The 17,458-nt window shown below is 58.1% G+C and carries 16 protein-coding genes; 8 read left to right on the top strand and 8 right to left on the bottom strand.

All coding sequences use genetic code 11. The annotated features are described in order from the left end of the window. Positions 1–194: transposase (locus tag BLP93_RS16755; protein WP_482156188.1), on the bottom strand; the 194-nt coding region annotated here is incomplete at its 3' end. A 400-nt stretch (positions 195–594) separates the two neighbouring features. On the opposite strand from BLP93_RS16755, the gene BLP93_RS14220 reads away from it, so the two are divergent. The 4 genes from BLP93_RS14220 to BLP93_RS14235 all read left to right on the top strand — a co-directional run bounded on the left by BLP93_RS14220 (position 595) and on the right by BLP93_RS14235 (position 6,714). Further along, positions 595–1,647 carry an NAD-dependent epimerase gene (locus tag BLP93_RS14220; RefSeq protein ID WP_092123168.1) on the top strand — a complete coding sequence of 351 codons (1,053 nt, stop codon included), beginning with the start codon at positions 595–597 and terminating at the stop codon, positions 1,645–1,647. 71 nt (positions 1,648–1,718) lie between these two features. Next, entirely contained in the window at positions 1,719–3,098 is a 1,380-nt protein-coding gene (locus BLP93_RS14225; protein ID WP_092123170.1) for a dihydrolipoyl dehydrogenase family protein, read from the top strand. Between the two features lie 34 nt (positions 3,099–3,132). Continuing rightward, positions 3,133–3,753 carry a Maf family protein gene (locus BLP93_RS14230; RefSeq protein ID WP_092123172.1) on the top strand — a complete coding sequence of 207 codons (621 nt, stop codon included), beginning with the start codon at positions 3,133–3,135 and terminating at the stop codon, positions 3,751–3,753. Positions 3,754–3,969: 216 nt separating this feature from the next. Beyond that, positions 3,970–6,714 (top strand): transporter substrate-binding domain-containing protein, encoded by a 2,745-nt coding sequence (locus BLP93_RS14235; RefSeq protein ID WP_161946350.1) that lies wholly within the window; start codon positions 3,970–3,972, stop codon positions 6,712–6,714. Positions 6,715–6,777: 63 nt separating this feature from the next. Here BLP93_RS14235 and trmFO read toward each other — a convergent pair whose 3' ends face one another. The 4 genes from trmFO to BLP93_RS14255 form a co-directional block, all read right to left on the bottom strand. Further along, entirely contained in the window at positions 6,778–8,127 is a 1,350-nt protein-coding gene (trmFO, locus tag BLP93_RS14240) for a methylenetetrahydrofolate--tRNA-(uracil(54)-C(5))-methyltransferase (FADH(2)-oxidizing) TrmFO (protein ID WP_092123309.1), read from the bottom strand. A 17-nt stretch (positions 8,128–8,144) separates the two neighbouring features. Next, positions 8,145–8,465, bottom strand: a complete 321-nt coding sequence (locus tag BLP93_RS14245) for a hypothetical protein (RefSeq protein WP_139163018.1) — start codon at positions 8,463–8,465, stop codon at positions 8,145–8,147. A gap of 69 nt (positions 8,466–8,534) precedes the next feature. Further along, positions 8,535–11,633, bottom strand: a complete 3,099-nt coding sequence (locus BLP93_RS14250) for a DEAD/DEAH box helicase (RefSeq protein ID WP_092123178.1) — start codon at positions 11,631–11,633, stop codon at positions 8,535–8,537. After that, complete coding sequence (locus BLP93_RS14255) at positions 11,630–12,397, bottom strand: N-acyl homoserine lactonase family protein (RefSeq protein ID WP_092123180.1); 768 nt, start codon at positions 12,395–12,397, stop codon at positions 11,630–11,632. The genes BLP93_RS14250 and BLP93_RS14255 overlap by 4 nt, the downstream gene beginning before the upstream one ends. A gap of 416 nt (positions 12,398–12,813) precedes the next feature. On the opposite strand from BLP93_RS14255, the gene BLP93_RS14260 reads away from it, so the two are divergent. Next, positions 12,814–14,076 (top strand): aminopeptidase, encoded by a 1,263-nt coding sequence (locus BLP93_RS14260; protein ID WP_092123183.1) that lies wholly within the window; start codon positions 12,814–12,816, stop codon positions 14,074–14,076. Here BLP93_RS14260 and BLP93_RS14265 read toward each other — a convergent pair. The 3 genes from BLP93_RS14265 to BLP93_RS14275 all read right to left on the bottom strand — a co-directional run bounded on the left by BLP93_RS14265 (position 14,049) and on the right by BLP93_RS14275 (position 15,628). Continuing rightward, entirely contained in the window at positions 14,049–14,342 is a 294-nt protein-coding gene (locus BLP93_RS14265) for a hypothetical protein (RefSeq protein WP_341844804.1), read from the bottom strand. The genes BLP93_RS14260 and BLP93_RS14265 overlap by 28 nt on opposite strands. 166 nt (positions 14,343–14,508) lie before the next feature. Next, positions 14,509–15,204 carry a hypothetical protein gene (locus tag BLP93_RS16760; RefSeq protein WP_139163019.1) on the bottom strand — a complete coding sequence of 232 codons (696 nt, stop codon included), beginning with the start codon at positions 15,202–15,204 and terminating at the stop codon, positions 14,509–14,511. A gap of 19 nt (positions 15,205–15,223) precedes the next feature. Further along, positions 15,224–15,628 (bottom strand): DUF4168 domain-containing protein, encoded by a 405-nt coding sequence (locus tag BLP93_RS14275; RefSeq protein ID WP_092123187.1) that lies wholly within the window; start codon positions 15,626–15,628, stop codon positions 15,224–15,226. A gap of 223 nt (positions 15,629–15,851) precedes the next feature. Between BLP93_RS14275 and aprB the strand changes: the two genes are divergently transcribed. From aprB to BLP93_RS14290, 3 genes are all read left to right on the top strand, one after another. Beyond that, entirely contained in the window at positions 15,852–16,364 is a 513-nt protein-coding gene (gene aprB / locus BLP93_RS14280) for an adenylyl-sulfate reductase subunit beta (protein WP_092123190.1), read from the top strand. A gap of 139 nt (positions 16,365–16,503) precedes the next feature. Next, the gene (locus BLP93_RS14285; protein ID WP_092123192.1) at positions 16,504–16,740 is read left to right on the top strand and encodes a hypothetical protein; all 237 of its coding nucleotides are present in this window, start codon (positions 16,504–16,506) and stop codon (positions 16,738–16,740) included. A 56-nt stretch (positions 16,741–16,796) separates the two neighbouring features. Further along, entirely contained in the window at positions 16,797–17,441 is a 645-nt protein-coding gene (locus tag BLP93_RS14290; RefSeq protein WP_244148770.1) for an NUDIX hydrolase, read from the top strand. The last annotated feature ends 17 nt before the right edge of the window (positions 17,442–17,458 follow it).

A 17,458-nucleotide genomic window follows, 5' to 3' on the forward strand; every position in this document is an offset into this window, starting at 1 on the left:
ATCAACCCGACCATGAGCCGGATTGGTTTTGCTGGGCGCCCTTTCTCGCTGTAGTAAACCGTAAACTCATCATCGAAGTGCTGCCAAGGGATCTGTTTAGCCAGTTGAAGCAGAGAATGATGGGGATTGAGTTGTTTCAACAAATCCGGATAGAGGAAGTTGCCTTGATTACAATTTTTCTTTTTCGCCTTCATAGTCACTCCAAAATCAGTGATTTTTCGACCGGCTTATTACAGAAATACTGCAGTAACTGGTTGAAAATGTACTACGAAATAGAAAAAATGTCAAACAATTTTAAATAGTTGATCTATTTTCAGGGCAGACTAATTACGCTTCGGATTTGAACTTTTTTTTGCGCCTCGCCATCAGTTTTTTTGAACAGCCTGAGGAATCCAGCAATTTCAACCTATGCAAGTGGCAGGATCAAAGCGGAAGGCAGAGGTCAGAGCGCGGGGCGGATGTCAGTGGGCGGAAGGGCATGAGTGGGAGATAGGGCGGGTTGGGTGACAGGGGGGCGAAGAGGGGGTAGGAACTGACTGGTTTTTTGGGTGAGGGTATTGCTGTTGAAGCATTCAATTCATACGGAGCCAGGTCATGAAAATATTGATCACCGGAGCTGCCGGATTCATCGGTTTCCATACTGTTCTGCGTCTTCTGGAGCAGGGGCATGAGGTGGTGGGGCTGGACAACATCAATGACTACTATGATGTTCGGGTCAAATACGGAAGGCTGGAGTATTCAGGAATCGATCCGGCTCGAATTTCCGGGAGCCGGCCGGTGCAGAGTTCCAAACATCCCGGATATCGTTTTGTGCGTATTGAACTGGAGAATGCCGCGGAAGTGATGGATTTGTTCGCACGGGAGAAGTTCGACCGGGTGATGCATTACGCGGCCCAGGCCGGGGTGCGCTACAGTCTGACCAACCCCCATGCCTACATGCAAAGCAATTTCTTGGCCTTCCTGAATCTGCTCGAAGCCTGCCGCCATCATCCCGTGGCCCATTTTGCCTACGCATCCAGCTCTTCCGTGTACGGTCTGAATCAGACCATGCCCTTTTCCGTTCGCCACAACGTGGACCATCCCATCAGCCTGTACGCGGCCAGCAAGAAGTCCAACGAGCTCATGGCCCACACCTACAGCTATCTCTATGGCCTGCCCTGCACGGGACTGCGCTTCTTCACCGTGTACGGGCCATGGGGCCGGCCGGACATGGCGCTGTTTCTGTTCACCAAGGCCATCCTTGAAGATCGGCCCATCGACGTCTTCAATCACGGCAAAATGCAGCGCGACTTCACCTACGTGGACGACATTGTCGAAGGCGTGCTGCGGGTGATCCACCATCCGCCCCAGGGCAATCCGGACTGGAACGGCAAGAGTCCTGATCCCTCGTCCTCCCCGGCGCCCTGGAAAGTCTACAATATCGGCAATTCCGAACAGGTGGAGCTGATGGAGTTCATCCAAGCCCTGGAGGAATCCCTGGGCAAAAAGGCCAGGATGAATCTCCTGCCGCTGCAGCCCGGCGACGTGCCGGCCACCTGGGCGGACACCACGGATCTGGTCGAGGATCTGGACTACAGGCCCGACACACCGGTCCGGGTGGGCATACAGCGCTTTGTGGACTGGTATCGGGAGTTCTTCAAGGTTTGAACGAAACCTGTTCCGGCGCGCGAAGCCGAAAGAGCGTCGCAGCCGTAGGATTATAATTTCACGGAGTCAGTATGGCTGGATCTTGCGATATTCTTGTGGTCGGCGCCGGGCCGGGCGGGTATGCCGCGGCATTGGAGGCCGCGGCACTTGGGCAGGACGTGGTGCTTGTGGAGAAGAACCTGCTGGGGGGAACCTGCTTGAACTGGGGGTGCATCCCCACGAAGCTTTTTCTTGGGGCCACCCAGGCCATTGCCGAAATCCGGGCCCAGTCCCGGATGCGGCTGGGTACCGGCGAATTTACCGTGGACATGGCCGCGTTGCAGAAGCGCAAGACGTCGCTGTTGAACGCCACCAGGCAGGCCATGACCAAGTCCCTGGAGGCCGCTGGTGTCCGGCTGATCATTGGGCGGGCCGAACTGCACGATCCGGATCACGTCCTGATCCGAACCGCCGACCATACGGAGACCCGAATCCGCTTTCACCGCCTGATCCTGGCCCTGGGATCCGTCCCCAGCTGGCCGGCGTTGTTGAAGCCGGACGGGAAAAACGTGCTCACGTCGTATCATGTCCTGGACCTGCAGATCATCCCGGAGTCCCTGGCCGTGATTGGAGCCGGGGCCATCGGCCTCGAGATGGCCCAGTTCTTTCAGCGCATGGGCTCCAAAATAACCCTGGTGGAGGCCGCGGATCGCATCGCGCCCTCGGAAGATCCGGAGATCTGTACGCAACTGGCCTCGATACTCAAGCGGCAGGGAATGGATGTCCGGGCCGGTACGGCCGTCACTGGTCTGGAGCGCGGGGAAGATCATGTCCGGATTCAGCTGAGTGGAGACCAGTCCCTGGATGCGCGCATGGCGCTCGTCGCTGTGGGTAGAAAGCCGAATGGACGTTTTCCGGGGCTGGAGAAGGCGGGGCCGGCGAATGCCGACGAGATGACAACGATGCGGACGGACATCGATCTGAAGCTTGCCGAGCGGATCTATGCCGTGGGCGACTGCAACGGCCGCGTTCTGCTGGCCCACGCCGCCGAGGACCAGGGACGTTTCGCGGCACGCCATGCCGCCGGCAAGGTTGATGGGCCGTATGCGCCGGGGGCGATCCCCTTTTGCATGTACGGCGATCCGGAAGTGTTTCGGGTCGGTCCGACACCGGCCGAGGCAATGCGAAACGGTTTGCAGTGCTCGGTATCCCGAGCCATGCTGGCCGCCAATCCCGTGGCCCAGGCCGCGGCAGCGCCCCATGGGTTGGTCAAAATTCTGTGGAGCGGCCGGAAGGTGATCGGAATCAGCGCCGTGGGTCACGGAGTGCTGCACCTGGTCGCCTCGGCCACGATCATGGTCGATCAGGGCTGGACAAGGAGCCAGGTCGAGCAACTGATCTTCGCCCACCCGACATTGGATGAGACACTGAAACAGGCCCTGCTTGCCCCGCAAGAAGATGTGCAAGGATAAGTTAAAAAATGGTTGATGTTTTGAAAGGATATTGATGTTTCAGACGACTTCACCATTGGTCCTGGGGTCCGGTTCTCCGAGGCGTCGGGAATTGCTTGAGGGATTGGGGATATTGTTTGCGGTGCATCCTGCTGTGGATCCGGAGCCGGAGTTCGTGACGGGGAGTTGTCCGGAGGAGCATGCCCTGGATGCGGCACGGCGCAAAGCCCGGGAAGTGGCGGTGGCGTATCCGGAGGCAATGGTTCTGGCGGCGGACACCATCGTGGTCGTGGATGGGGACGTGCTGGGAAAGCCGGAGAATGCCGCCGTTGCCCTGGAGATGCTGCAGCGCCTTGCGGGGCGCGAACATGCGGTGATTACGGGATGCTGTTTGCGGATGCATGCCAAGGGCTACGAGCAAGGTTTTGCTGTTCGCACCAGAGTCTGGATGCGCGATTTCGGCAAGGATGTTCTGACGGCTTATGCCGCCACCGGAGAACCGCTGGACAAGGCCGGCGCTTATGGCATCCAGGATCGGGCCGGCTTCCTTGTTGAACGTATAGAAGGATCGTATACCAACGTCGTCGGCCTGCCTCTGGCGGAAACCATTAAGCTCCTTTTGGAGCAGGACATCATCAAAGCTCGGTGTCATGAAACATATGTGGTTTGGAGGTAGCGACCTTTCTCCCACAACAGTAAATTCGTGTTCATCTCTTGATTTTGCGGTCTCGCGATGCTTACACCATATCCAGCAGCTGCGCATAGTCATGCATATTCAATGACACTGCATGGTGTTTCAGCTTTCAGGCACAATGGTTGTTGAACAACTTCCGTCTCAATGGGACATATTTGCCTTAAATCAAGTCAAAGCCGAACCTCTTCCAGTATTTCAATGCCAACATATACGAACATATTCAACATTTTCGATTTTTCCGAAACCTGTCCTTTGTTTCGCCGGTGCGTGACATTTCTTGCGATTCTTCTTGCTGCACTCATTCTCTATGGACCGACGGCCGCTTTTGCGAACAATTTGCCGCCCGTTCGATCCGCTACCGAGATCAATTACCCGCCTTTTTCTATAGTTGATGAAACCGGTCGTGCCGGTGGATTTTCCGTTGAACTGCTGCGTTCTGCTCTGGCTGCCATGGGCCGCGAGGTCGTCTTCCAAACGGGTCCGTGGGGCGAGGTCATGGGATGGCTGGAACAGGGCGAAGTACAGGTTCTGCCCCTGGTGGGCCGGACGCCGGAGCGTGAGAAAATTTTCGACTTTACGGTTCCGTACATGTCCCTGCACGGGGCCATCGTGGTCCGGGCCGAAACCCGGGGGGTGCGGAATCTGCATGATCTCAAGGGCAGAGATGTCGCCGTGATGCGGGGCGACAATGCCGAGGAGTTCCTGCGGCGGGAAGATCGCGGCATCATGATCCATACAACGGACACCTTTGAACAGGCTCTCCAGGAATTGGCCCAGGGACGTCACGATGCCGTGGTTGTCCAGAGACTTGTCGCTCTGCGCCTGATCCGGGAAGCAGGTCTCGAGAATCTGCGGATCCTCGACAATCCCATCCAGGGGTTTCGCCAGGATTTCTGTTTTGCAGTAAAAAAAGGGGACAGCGCCATGCTGGCCCTGTTGAACGAGGGCCTGGCCCTGGTCATTGCGGACGGGACCCACCGGCGGTTGCATGCAAGGTGGTTTGCCGCTCTGGAACTGCCTCAAGACCGGCGCATTGTAATGGGGGGGGATCACAACTTTCCGCCTTTCGAGTACCTGGACGACAACGGCCGCCCCACGGGCTTCAACATCGACCTTGCAAGGGCCATAGCTCATGAGATGGGATTTGACATTGACATCCGTCTGGGGCCATGGGTGGATATGGTTCAAAGCCTCGGACGAGGTGAGATCGATGTCCTGAGCATGTACTATTCGGTTGGACGTGAGCGGAGATTCGATTTCAGTTTGCCTTTCATGGTTAATCATTACGTCGGCGTGGTTCGCCGCGGCGAAGAGGACCCGCCGGTTACGTTCGCGGATCTGGCGGACAAACGCATCGTGGTCCAGGAAGGCGACATCATTCACGACATACTCGTGGAGCAGGGTTTCAAATCCCAGCTTGCGCTGGTTGAAACCCAGGAGGACATGCTGCGGGAGCTGGTCGAAGGAAAGCACGACTGCGCCATCGCGCTCAGGATCGCCTCCTTACACTGGATCAAGGAGCACGGCCTGACCAATCTGCACTTGGGGGGGCATTCCTTCTTGTCGCTGGATTATGCCTTTGCCGTTCCCAAGGGCCACTCGGCTCTCCTGGCCCAGTTCAGCGAGGGGTTGCAGGTTCTGCGGGAGAGCGGGGAATACCGCCGGATACATGAAAAGTGGCTGGGCATCTACGAGGAGCCATCGTATGTTGAGTCACTGCGAAATTTACTCGTGGTCCTCGTGCCCTTGCTTCTCCTGCTGCTCGGATTCTTTTTGTGGTCCTGGTCCCTGCGCCGCCAGGTCCGGATACGAACCGAACAACTCCAGGAAAGCGAGCAGAAGTACAGGTCTTTTTTTGAAAACAGCCTGGATGCCATTCTCCTGTCCGGCACCGATGGAAAGGTTTTCTCCGCTAACCCCTCGGCATGCTCCATGTTCGAGTGCAGCGAAACGGAAATTGTCATGGTCGGCAGACAAGGATTGGTGGACGCTTCGGATCCGATGCTTGCCCGATTGCTGGATCAGCTGCACAAGCAGGGAAAGGTTCGGGGGGAATTGACGCTCCTGCGCAAGGACGGCTCTCCTTTTTCGGCTGAAGTGAGTCTGGCGCTGTTTCAGGACAGCCACGGCACGTACAATGCCAGCATGATCATTCGAGATATTACCGAGCGCAAGCAGGCGGAAGCAGCCCTGTTCCGGGCCAAGGAACAAGCCGAAACGGCCAACAAGGCCAAAAGTGAATTCCTGGCCAACATGTCCCATGAACTGCGAACGCCATTGAACGGCGTTGTCGGTATGATGCAGCTCATGCAGACCACGACCCTGGATGAAGAACAGGCGCAGTACGTGACCCTGGCCATCAAGTCCTCGGACAGGCTGGCCCGTCTCCTGACGGATCTGCTGGACATCTCCAGAATCGAGGCCGGGAAAATGGAAGTTCGGGAAGTGGAATTCAGCGTCGAAGAGCTGATGACGTCCGTATCCGAGCTGTTCACTGTTACGGCCATGGAGAAAGGCATTGCGCTGGAGTGGTCCCTTGACCCATCCCTGCCGCGGAGAATTGTCGGCGACGAAATGCGAATTCGGCAGATCCTTTTCAATCTTGTGGGCAATGCCGTGAAATTTACACACAAGGGAAGCGTACAGGTCCACCTGACGCCTCTCTCCCTCAATAATGGCATAAAGCCGCGGATACTGATCACGGTCATGGATACGGGCATCGGCATCCCCGATGACAAACTGGGTGATCTTTTCAAGCCGTTCACCCAGGTCGACGTCTCCTACACGCGCAGCTTTCAGGGCGCGGGCCTCGGCTTGGCCATCGTCAGGCGACTGTTGGAACTGATGAACGGCAACCTCTGCGCGGAAAGCGTTCTCGGCAAGAGGACAGCCATGCATGTGGTCTTGCCGCTCAAGTTACCGCCTGACCCCTCCTTAAAATAAGGGGCTTGGCAGAAGTCGCTGATACAAACTCCCTCAAAGACGAGCATCTCTCATCCTGAGCTTTTAGCTTTCGCAGTTCGACTCCATCCACTTCAGCCAGGTCTCCCTTGCCCGCTGGGCCTGCATGGCCTTGCGTTGCGCTTTTTTGCCGCGAGCTTTGAGTTCCGGCATCAGGCCGAAGTTGACGTTGGAGGGCTGGAAGTTCTTGGTTTGGGTTTGCAGGTGCCGGAGCAGGGCGCCCAGAGCGGTTTCCGGGGGCGGCTGGGGAATGTTTCGTCCCTGCAGGCGGGCGGTCAGGGCGTGGCCCAGCCAGAGACCGCAGGCCGCGGATTCCACATATCCTTCCACGCCGGTGATCTGGCCGGCCAGGAACACTCCTGGTCTGGCGCGCAACTCCAGGTCGGGCGTCAGGGCTTGCGGCGCGTTGACGTAGGTATTGCGGTGCATGCTGCCCAGGCGCAGAAACTCAGCCTGGGCCAGACCGGGAATGAGCCGGAAGATCCGTTCCTGTTCCGGGTAGGCCAGCTTGGTCTGGAAGCCGACCAGGTTGAAGGCGGTCTTGTCCAGGTTCTCGGCCCGGAGCTGCACCACGGCAAAAGGCTGGGCTCCGGTTTGCGGATCAACCAACCCCACTGGCTTGAGCGGGCCGAAGGCCATGGTCATTTCCCCACGCTCGGCCAGGGTTTCGATGGGCAGGCAGGCCTCGAAATGGATGGTCTTCTCGAACTCCCGGGCCGCGACCTTGCGTGCGCCCAGCAGTTCGGCATGGAAGCGGCGGTAGGTCTCCTCGTCCAGGGGGCAGTTCAGATAGTCGTGTTCGTCCGGATTGTAGCGTGACCCCCAGAAGGCGATGGACATGTCCACGGATTCCGCCGCCACAATGGGCGCGATGGCATCGTAGAAATAGAGGTGATCCCCTCCCACGGCGGTACGCAGATCCTCGGCCAGCTCCTCTCCGGCCAGGGGCCCGGCGGCGATGACCACTAGGTCCGCGCCGGCAAGGCGCGGATCATCCAGGGATCGGACTTCCTCGCGGACCAGGGTGATCCGCGGTTCATCGTGGATGCGCTTTGTGATCCACTCCGCGAACAGCTCCCGGTCCACGGCCAGGGCCTTGCCCGCGGGAACGCGGGTTGCCCGGGCCGCGGCCATGACCAGGCTGTCCAGCTCTGTCATCTCCTGCTTGAGCAGCCCCACGGCGGCTTCCGGCTCATCAGAGCGCAGGGAGTTGGAACAGACCAGTTCGGCCAGGTTCGGGCTGGAATGGGCCGGGGAGAACCGGTCGGGTTTCATTTCATAGAGACGGACCGAGATGCCGCCGCGGGCCAGTTGCCAAGCGCATTCGCATCCGGCCAGACCGGCCCCGACCACGGCGACGGTTCGGGGATCATCGGAAATTGGTGTCAGGTTCATGTTTTTCTCAAGTGACATTATTCATGGTTGTACTTTTCCAGAACGCCATCCGGATCGACATGCTTGCAGGTCCATGATCCGGGCCGAATCTGATAGCGGGAGACGACCCAGCTTTCGTGATCAATGCAGTCCACATGGCCCTGCCCATGCTCGGCCAGAGCCGAGGCGATCAGGTCCAAATCAGGCTCCACGTCGTGGTATTTGCCTTCGTACTCCACTTCCAGATGGTCGTCTCCGTGCCAGACATAAGCCTCCGGACTCAGTTCGCGTTGCAGAACCTTCTGCTTATCCCTGTCAAAGCCGTGAATTTCTCCAAAAATTCGCATCGGAAATTTCATGTGTTCCTCACAGCGGTATTTGATTTTCAAGCCCGCCAAGGTTGATCAACCCTGGCTTATTCCTGATTGTTACCAAAACACCGGCAACCGGACGAGACTGCGGGCCTTGTTCTGGAAAAGGATGTAGCCCTTGTCGCATCCGTACAGGTAGAGGTCCCGGGTGATGGCCACGTCGTCTCGGCAATAGGCGATAATCTTGTCGATCTGGCCCTGCTTCCACCATTTCAGGGCATCCAGGCCATTGGCGGATTTTTGGGATTGCAGCGTGTGGCGAGCCAGGTGGTCCAGGGACAATCTGTAGCCCAGGCGGTCGTGGACCGTCTTGAGCATGTCCAGGGTGGGCAGGTCCTGGAAGTTGAAATCCAGGCAGCCGCGCAGAACCCGGTAGTCGAAGTTGAGGATGTTGAAGCCGACTACCAGGTCGACTTGCCGCAGCTTTTCCACCAGCTTCGGGATGTCCTGTTGCAGGTAGTCGATGAAGACGTCCTCGCGCGAATCATACAGCACGGCGCAGCTCACGCCCATCTGGGCGGCATTGCCCCAGCCGCCGACCTCCTGGGCCGAACAGCAGGTCTCGATGTCCAGGACGGCGAAGTGCAGGGTTTTGCGCTTCGATATGCGGGTGGTATCTCGAGGGGTGAAATCCAAAGGTGGGGTGGGACACACTGTGCTTGCTGTTGGTTCCGGTGTGGTTTGAGCAGACTCGACAGGAAATTCGGCCTGGTTTTCTCTGCATGTCGATGTTGTCTGTCCCTCTTCCCCTCGCTTTTCCTGCTCCTGCTTTGCCTCTCCCATTCGCATTTCCGTGGAACCAGTATTTCGGCAGCCGAAGAGGTCTCTGTGGATGCCCTGATGCTGTACTCCTGCCGAGGGTTGCAGCGGGATCGAAAGATTCGTTCGAGGAACGCGATCACGAAGAGCATCCAGCACGGCCAGGGCGGCCTGCTTGTCGATGGGCCGGTTTCCGGAGCCGCATTTGGGCGAGTGGACGCAGGCCGGGCACCCATTTTCGCAGGCGCATCCGGTCACGGCCTCCAGGGTACGCAGGAGCATGGTTTCGGCCTGGGCGTAAGCCTGGCGGGTCAGACCGATGCCGCCGGGGATGCCGTCGTAGACGAAGACCGCCGCGGATTGCAGATCCTCGTGCAGGGGCGTGGATATGCCACCCAGGTCGTTGCGGTCCGTGAGGACGAGCAGGGGCAGAATGCCGATGCAGGCGTGCTCCAGGGCGTGGATGCCGCCCATGAAGTGCATCTGGCGGCTTTCCAGGCTTTGGCGCACGCTGTCCGGGATAATCAGCCAGATGCCTTCGGTTTCGAAGATTTGTTCCGGCAGGTCCAGCTCCACGACCTTGAGCAGGTTGTGGCCCCGCAGAGCCCGGCGTTCGTAGGCCGGATAGCGCTGGGTGATTTCCAGGCGGCCGAAATGGATGGTCGTGTTCCAGATCGACTTGCCGGAGTATGTTTCCAGGATGCGGGTGCTTTTCTCGCGGCGGATGCGGGTGAAATAATTGATCTCGGCCGGGAGCACGAAAACCGATGCCGTTTCCAGGTCCAGGCGCTCCACCAGATAGGTTCGGCCCTGGTGCAGGTAGACGGCGCCGGGGTGGGTGTCGGTGAAGGCCCGGTACCAGTCCATGATGCCGATCTGTTCGCCGGTTTCGCCGTGGAATATGAGCAGGCTCCTGCCGCTGCCGCGCAGGCTGACGTCCCGGTGCGGAGCCTCTTCAGGACAGATGTATTTGCGTCCGTCCGTGGTGCGCAACAGCCTGCCGCGTTGCAGAAGCGCGGTGATGCGATCCTGGACATGGCTTCCCAGAATGAACGGCTCTTCCAGGTCCAGGGGGAGGTCGGCCGCGGCGCAGACCAGGTGCTGGTCCATGATGGCCGGGTTCATGGGATTGAGCACCGCGGCCTCGGGCGGGCTGGAAAAGAAGACGTTCGGATGGCGCATGAAATACTTGTCCAGGGGATTCTCGTAACCCAGCAGGGCCACGGCGGATTCCCGGCCGCCCCGGCCCACCCGGCCCGCCCGTTGCCATGTGGCCATGATCGAACCCGGATAACCCACAAGAATGCACAAATCCAGATTCCCTATGTCGATCCCCAGTTCCAGGGCGCTGGTGCTGATGACCGCCAGGGTCCGGCCCGAAGCCAGGTCCGCCTCGATCCGGCGACGCTCCCGGGGCAGGAAACCGGCCCGGTAGACGCTGATCCTGTCCTTGAACTCCTTCAGGCGCTGGCCGGACCAGATGCCCAGGAGTTCGGTCAGCTTGCGCGATCCGGTATAGATGATCGTACGCAGGCCCTGGATCAGGGCCTGTTCCAGAAGCACCAGGGCGGTCAGGGAAGGGCCCTCGGCGGCGTCCAGAAAGACAAAATGCTTGCGGCCCCGGGGGGCGGTGCTTTCGGAGATCAGATCCGCATCCCGCCCGGTCAGCTCGCGGGTCAGCTCCAGAGGATTGTGAATGGTGGCCGAGCAGCAGACATAGGCCGGCCTGGCGCCGTAATGGGCGCAGATGCGCTCCAGCCGTCGGAAAACCCAGGCCATGTGCGACCCCATTACTCCACGGTAGACATGGACTTCGTCGATGACCACGAACCGAAGGTTGCGGAAGAAATCGCGCCAGCGATGATGATGGGCCAGGATGCCCAGGTGGAGCATGTCCGGGTTGGTGATCAGGATTTTGGGCGGATCGCGGCGGATGCGGTCCCGGACCTGATTATCCGTGTCCCCGTCGTAGATCGCCATGGTGGGACGCTTGTCCTGGGGCAGGCCGCCGATCATCTCGCGCAGCGTGTTGTGCTGGTCCTGGGCCAGGGCCTTGAGCGGGAAAAGATACAGGGCTCTGGCCAATTGATCTTGGACCAGCGCCTCCATGACCGGCTGATTGTAGATCAGGCTCTTGCCGCTGGCCGTGGGCGTGGCCACGACCACGTCCCTGCCCTGGCGGATTCGAGCCATGGCGTCGGCCTGATGAGCGTATTGCCGTGTAATGCCCAGGGAGGTCAGGCAGTTCGCCATTTCCTCCGGACAATCTTGTTCTGGGACCGCGTATTCAGGCTGTTGCGCGGGAAGAACCCGGTGATGGACAAGGCACTGGGCCGGCAGTCGCTCGGAATGACGCAGACCTTGGATGAAAAGTTCGACGGGGGTGGCGAGGTTCACGGAATCGAGGCGACTCCGGCGTATCTGGGTTCGTGCAGGGGCAGGAGAATGTCGGCCAGCCCCTTGACCCGCACCATCTGGTCGTATGCCAGGCAGGGATTGATGTTCGTGCCCGGGGGGATGACTTCCATTTCCATGGCCGTGACGGACTTGGGCGGGTGCAGATTCTCGTCAATGACGCAAAAACCGGTGATGGCCGCACGTCCGGCAGAAGTGTCGATGAGCACGGTCAATCCGCCTTCGGTATGGGCCGGCGTATGGATTACGGAGATGCCGGGAAGGATCTCACGGTCTTCGGTTACGACCTGTATTTTTCCGGCCTCCTCCACCTCTTCGATGAATTCTTCGTTGTAGCGATAGTCCAGAGGGTGCGGATCGTGAATGCGCTCCAGTTCCTTGGCATGGGCGTAGAAAACGGCGTTCACGCACTTGAAGTCGTTCTCGCAGTGGTCGTTGTGCAGATGTGTATGGATGACGATGTCGATGTCTTCGGGTTTCAGGCCGAACTGGGCCAGCCCGTCCTCGAAGGTGTAGATCCTCCCGCCGATGGCTTTTTCGCGGTCCTCGGACTGGACCGGGCTCATTTCCCCCGTATCCACCAGAACCTTGGGCTGTGATCCGGGAGCCAGGGGTTCCAGATACCAGACATAGATCGGGATGGCGTAGGGGCTGCCGTGGGCGTGCTGGTAGGTCATCATGCCCTGATCAAAGACCTTTGAACCGACAACTATGGGATGTATGCGCCACAGGGCTTGCTCATTCATATTTGATACCTCCTGAAACGTAGGGAGCATGGTGCAGGCGTACGACTAAAAAGTTCCGCACGCGCATGAAAGTGTTTACCCTTGAATGCGGCTCCGGGCAATCCGCGCATGGAGAGCCTCAGGGCCATTTTGTTCTTTGCAAATCTCTATAATTTCAGAGTGGTAGATTGCAGTATGTTCAAAGGGAACCTCCAGAAAAGGAACCTCCAGGGTGGGCCAGCAATCATCGTTATCGAAATCGAAATCGCTATCGAAATCGGAAAGTTACCAGAATCGGAAAGTTAGCAGAAATCGATTTCGATCACGATTTCGTATTCGATAACGATTCAGAGCGCCCGTAGTGCGAGAACAAATCTGCCCTGGGGCATTGCAGAGCCCGGCCTTGCGGTGAAGGTTGAAAGGCTTATACTTGGGCCATGCATGCCCTACATCAAAACACGAAGTCTCCCGGCTCAGAACTGCCCGGCATTGATCAGGAACTCTTCAGCACGGAGGAACTGGAGCGCTATGCGGACGTACTGATCTGGGCCGCCGAACTGTCTCGGGGTCAGTCCTTCAAGACCAGTGAGACGATTCTCATCGAATATGATCTGCTGGCTCGGACGTTGGCCGAAACGCTCTACACCAGAATCCTGGAGCGGGGTCTGGTGCCGGTGCAGCATCAGCGGGCAACCGCAACAATGGAGCTCAGTTACTTGAGCAATGCCAACAACAGACGCCTGCATGTCCTGGCGCCCGGGGAACTGGAGCGCAAGGGGGGCGTGAACGGATTGATCCGGATCCTTGCCCCCCAGACACTGACTCACCTGGAAACCATCGCTCCTGAACTGCTGGCCCGGCGTGAGGCCGCCAGGGCACGTCTGCGCGAGATGTTATTTTTCCGGGAAGTTGCCCATCTCATGGGCAGGACCGTGGCCGTATATCCCACCCCGGCCCTGGCTGACGCAGCGGGTCTGTCTCTGGCGGACTATGCCGCGCAGGTTCGCCGCGCATGCATGCTCGGCAGCGATGATCCGGTGCGGGACTGGAAGCGGTTCCAGCGCAAGCAGGCGGAAACACTGGCCTGGCTCAACGGGCTGGGCATCAAGCGGTTGCAGGTGCAATCACAAAATGTGGACCTGAACCTGCAACTGGGAGCGGATCGGCAATGGGTCGGCTTGACCGGGCGCAACATCCCCAGTTTCGAGATATATACCTCACCGGACTGTCGGCTCACTGAAGGGATCTTTCGGACGGATCAGGTGCTGTATGTCGGGGGGGTGCCCGTGGAAAATGTCCGTCTGACTTTTATGCAAGGGCGGGTGGTCCGGGTCCAGGCCCACGGCGGTGCGGAGCGGTTGCGCCGGTTCATGGCTCTGGACGATGGCGCCTGGCGGGTAGGGGAGTTTTCCCTGACCAGCAGGGACCACTCCACCATAAAGGAATACATGGCCACCACGCTCTACGATGAGAATATCGGAGGCAAGTCCGGCAACTGCCATATTGCCCTGGGAGCAAGCCATCCGGATGCCTATGCCGGTGCGCCCGCGGATTTCACGCATTTTCGGCGGCTGGAGCTGGGCTTCAACGAATCCACCCAGCACTGGGATCTGGTGAATACGGAGCCGAAGCGGGTCACGGCAACCTTGGCCGATGGGGCCAGAAAGGTGATCTACGCGGAAGGCGTGTTCACGGACTGAGCTTTTTTCAGGCGTTCCTCCCGGATCAAGGCCAGGGCGATGTCCAGATCGTAAAGAGCCAAAGGCGAGGCTCCCTTGCCCGAGTACATGGCCGCGGCCTTTTCAATCGCCTCGTACGGCAGCCAGTCGTGCTTTTCCCACACCTGGGGCTGTTCCATGTGCCATAACCGGAATTCGACCTTTCCGGCTCGTTCCCGGACGTACATGCGCTCTTTCTTGTTTGTCGGCGTCGGATAAAAAAACAAACCACGTGCATCCTGCATCATTATTCCTCCTTGGTGTTGCGAAAAATGCACTATCCGAAGGCCGGCTGATGGGCAAGCGGCCAACGTTCAAAAGCCCCTTAGGAAGGGGCTTTTGAACGTTGGCGAGAGCCGCGGAAATATGTAACTGGACTAATTAGTTGAAGTATCCAAACACGGTTGATCAGCATCAAAGAGGTGCGAGAGGAGACTGATGCTGATCAGGCAGCCTTCCCGGCCGTTCTCCGGGCATGCGTCCCGGCTGCATCCGATCCGGTCGATCTCCAGTCAACTCGTCAGGCTGCTCTCCGGGCAACCGGCCGGGCTGCTCACCCGGCATGCGGCCCGGCTGATCATCAGGCAACTGTCCAGGGCTTTCTCCAGGCGACTGGCCCGGATGTTCTCCGGGCAACCGACCGGGACTTTCACCTGGGGTTTGTCCGGGAAGCTGGTCAGGTTGGCGCTGCGGTTGCGGAGCGGTCAGCTGGCTCAATAACGTAGCAGACTGCAGTTCATCCTTCAGACCGGACTGGGGGCCATTCTGGTGCTCAATCTCGCCGGGAGTCTGGCGGGGTTCCCGGGGAACCTGGCCTGATCGTTCGCCGGGCTGGTCTCCCGGCTGCAGTCCCGGTTCATGCCCAGGTGATTGCTGACCAGGCTGATAACCAGGCTGCTGGCCGGGTTGATGGCCAGGTTGTTCTCCTGGTGTGCCGGGCTCGATAGGTTCTCCAGGTTGTGTTTCGGGTTGGTCTCGGAGTTCGTGCACGGGCGGTCCTTCTCCGGGATCGGCTATCGGTTCTTCCTCCGGAGAGGGGCCGCATGCAGTAACCATAACCAAAGCCAGACCGAATACCATCATGGAATAGATGATTTTTTTGGGCATCATGGTTCATCCTCCTGAAGTCTTATTGAATTTCCTGCAATTTCGCGATGAGCCTCTCACGAAGTTCCAGATCCGTCTGCACTGCTTCCATCACTTCATTATAGGCAGTCAAAGTCAGGTCATTGTCCTGAATAGCTTCCACCATGGCCGCACCAGCCTGTTCATGCAGACGCTGGGAAGCCTCCTGATCAGTCACTTCGGCCAAGGAATCTTGAAGCTCCACACGAATCTCGAAAATTTCCGCATACGCCGCGGCGACTTTTTCCAGTTGTTCATCGCTGAACTCCTGGCTCATTTCGGACTGCTGCGTCGTTGTTTGTGCCGGCTGGCTTTCTTGGTTGTCCTGGGCATTGACATTGAAACCAAGAGTCAAGGCGAGCAGAACGATCAGCCCGAAACCAGACATGATGGAAATGAACTTTTGCATGATAATCTTCCTCCATGGAAATAGGTCAGGTGTGCTATTTCAAGTGTAGGACTCAGAGACTGAGCGTCAAGCGAGGGAATGGGGAAGTTGTCGGAAAATCCTGAGGGAGTTTCTTGATTGCGCGACTTGCCAATCTTCGGTTCGATCTTATCTGGGCATTCACAGCGCATTATGAGAGAATGGGGAGCGATATGAAACCCAAACCACGATAGGAGCAAGTTCAATGCCCACTTTTGTAAATCCCGATAAATGTGATGGCTGCAAGGGCGGCGAAAAGACCGCCTGCATGTATATATGCCCAAACGATCTGATGATTCTGGACGCGCAGGAAATGAAAGCGTTTAATCAAGAGCCGGATGCCTGCTGGGAGTGCTATTCATGTGTCAAAATTTGCCCCCAGGGCGCCATTGAAGCCCGACCCTACGCAGATTTCGCGCCCATGGGAGGTACCAGCATTCCGTTGCGCAGCGGCGACGCCATCATGTGGACCATCAAGTTCCGCAATGGAAACATTAAGCGCTTTAAGTTCCCCATCCGGACGACGGCTGAAGGCTCCATCAAACCGTATGAAGGCAAGCCGGAACCAGGTGATCTGGAAAATGAGTTGCTTTTCACCGAAAGTGAATTGAAAAAGCCTCTCGAGATCCTGGAAGGTAAAGGGAAGAAGTTCGAGTTCCAGCAGTCGGATTACACCCAGTGCTGGCTGGAGCCGACCTGTGAAGGCGGCAACAGATAAATTCGGTTGTCGCACTGCCAAGATTATTGTACTTTGAGAAATCGAAGCAAAGACCATTAATTTCAAACGGGGTCCGGAGAACTATGGTTCTGGATCGACCTCGGATTCATCAACGAGAAGAGTGCAAGGAGAGCAAGAAATGGCTGAACAACGTTGTTGTCCGCATTGCGGAGTAGCTTTGACGCCGACTATCGGTCCACCGGATTCCGGTTGGGGTGATCTGTTGGTTTGTGAAAATAATGAATGCGTGGTTTTCAGCGGATCCAAGACGGACATCCGCTACAAACCCAGTGATTCGCCCCTGGGATGCCGCTATGCAGAGGATGTGGATGGCGGTTACAAGTCCTTCAACATGCTGGCTTTCCGCGGCATGTAGTTCGAACTGATCATGCGCTGGAACTCCCCGGGAACATTGTTCTTGGGGAGTTTTTTTTGTATCGTCAGTTCATGGAACATAACCCCTCCACCCCCTGGCTGGAATGGTCCCGGGAGATTCAGGCCCTGAGTCAGACCGGGCTGGCCTTTGCCCAGACCCATTACGAACGCGTCCGCTACCACCGCCTGCTGGAACTGGCTTCGGAAATGGTTGCCAGCCGAACCTGCTTGAATCCTGATGAAATTTTACGCACCTTCCAGGTGCAGCCGGGATATGCCACCGTCAAGGTGGATGTGCGCGGCGCCGTGGTTCGCGAGGACAGGATTCTGCTTGTGCGCGAGCGGGCTGACGGTCGCTGGGCCATGCCCGGGGGATGGGCCGACGTGGGTGAATACCCGTCTGTGATGATCGCCCGGGAGATCCAGGAGGAAAGCGGTTACGAAGCCAAACCGTTCCGGGTTGTCGGGGTGTACGACGCCAACCGAGCCGGTCGGCCCATGGAATTCTTCCATGCCTATAAGGTGATATTTCTCTGTGAACTGATCGGAGGTGCTGCGGCAAGCAGCGACGAAACATCGGAGGTCGGCTTCTTCCCCTTTGACGACCTGCCCCCGCTTTCGGAGCACCGGACCAACCAGACGCACCTGCTGGAGGTCCGCCGGCACCTTGACGATCCGACCCGCCCCGCGGCCTTTGATTGATTAAGCGTTGTGCGCAA

The organism is Desulfonatronum thiosulfatophilum, from assembly GCF_900104215.1.
GTDB lineage: Bacteria > Desulfobacterota > Desulfovibrionia > Desulfovibrionales > Desulfonatronaceae > Desulfonatronum > Desulfonatronum thiosulfatophilum.

Excerpts from the sequence above, each read along its gene's own strand:
- BLP93_RS14285 (WP_092123192.1), top strand. The coding sequence starts at position 16,504 with ATGGCTGAACAACGTTGTTGTCCGCATTGCGGAGTAGCTTTGACGCCG.
- BLP93_RS14220 (WP_092123168.1), top strand. The coding sequence starts at position 595 with ATGAAAATATTGATCACCGGAGCTGCCGGATTCATCGGTTTCCATACT.
- BLP93_RS14255 (WP_092123180.1), bottom strand. The coding sequence starts at position 12,397 with ATGAATGAGCAAGCCCTGTGGCGCATACATCCCATAGTTGTCGGTTCA.
- BLP93_RS14265 (WP_341844804.1), bottom strand. The coding sequence starts at position 14,342 with ATGATGCAGGATGCACGTGGTTTGTTTTTTTATCCGACGCCGACAAAC.
- BLP93_RS16760 (WP_139163019.1), bottom strand. The coding sequence starts at position 15,204 with ATGATGCCCAAAAAAATCATCTATTCCATGATGGTATTCGGTCTGGCT.
- BLP93_RS14230 (WP_092123172.1), top strand. The coding sequence starts at position 3,133 with ATGTTTCAGACGACTTCACCATTGGTCCTGGGGTCCGGTTCTCCGAGG.
- BLP93_RS14245 (WP_139163018.1), bottom strand. The coding sequence starts at position 8,465 with ATGAAATTTCCGATGCGAATTTTTGGAGAAATTCACGGCTTTGACAGG.
- trmFO (WP_092123309.1), bottom strand. The coding sequence starts at position 8,127 with ATGAACCTGACACCAATTTCCGATGATCCCCGAACCGTCGCCGTGGTC.
- BLP93_RS14260 (WP_092123183.1), top strand. The coding sequence starts at position 12,814 with ATGCATGCCCTACATCAAAACACGAAGTCTCCCGGCTCAGAACTGCCC.
- BLP93_RS14235 (WP_161946350.1), top strand. The coding sequence starts at position 3,970 with ATGCCAACATATACGAACATATTCAACATTTTCGATTTTTCCGAAACC.
- BLP93_RS14225 (WP_092123170.1), top strand. The coding sequence starts at position 1,719 with ATGGCTGGATCTTGCGATATTCTTGTGGTCGGCGCCGGGCCGGGCGGG.
- BLP93_RS14275 (WP_092123187.1), bottom strand. The coding sequence starts at position 15,628 with ATGCAAAAGTTCATTTCCATCATGTCTGGTTTCGGGCTGATCGTTCTG.
- aprB (WP_092123190.1), top strand. The coding sequence starts at position 15,852 with ATGCCCACTTTTGTAAATCCCGATAAATGTGATGGCTGCAAGGGCGGC.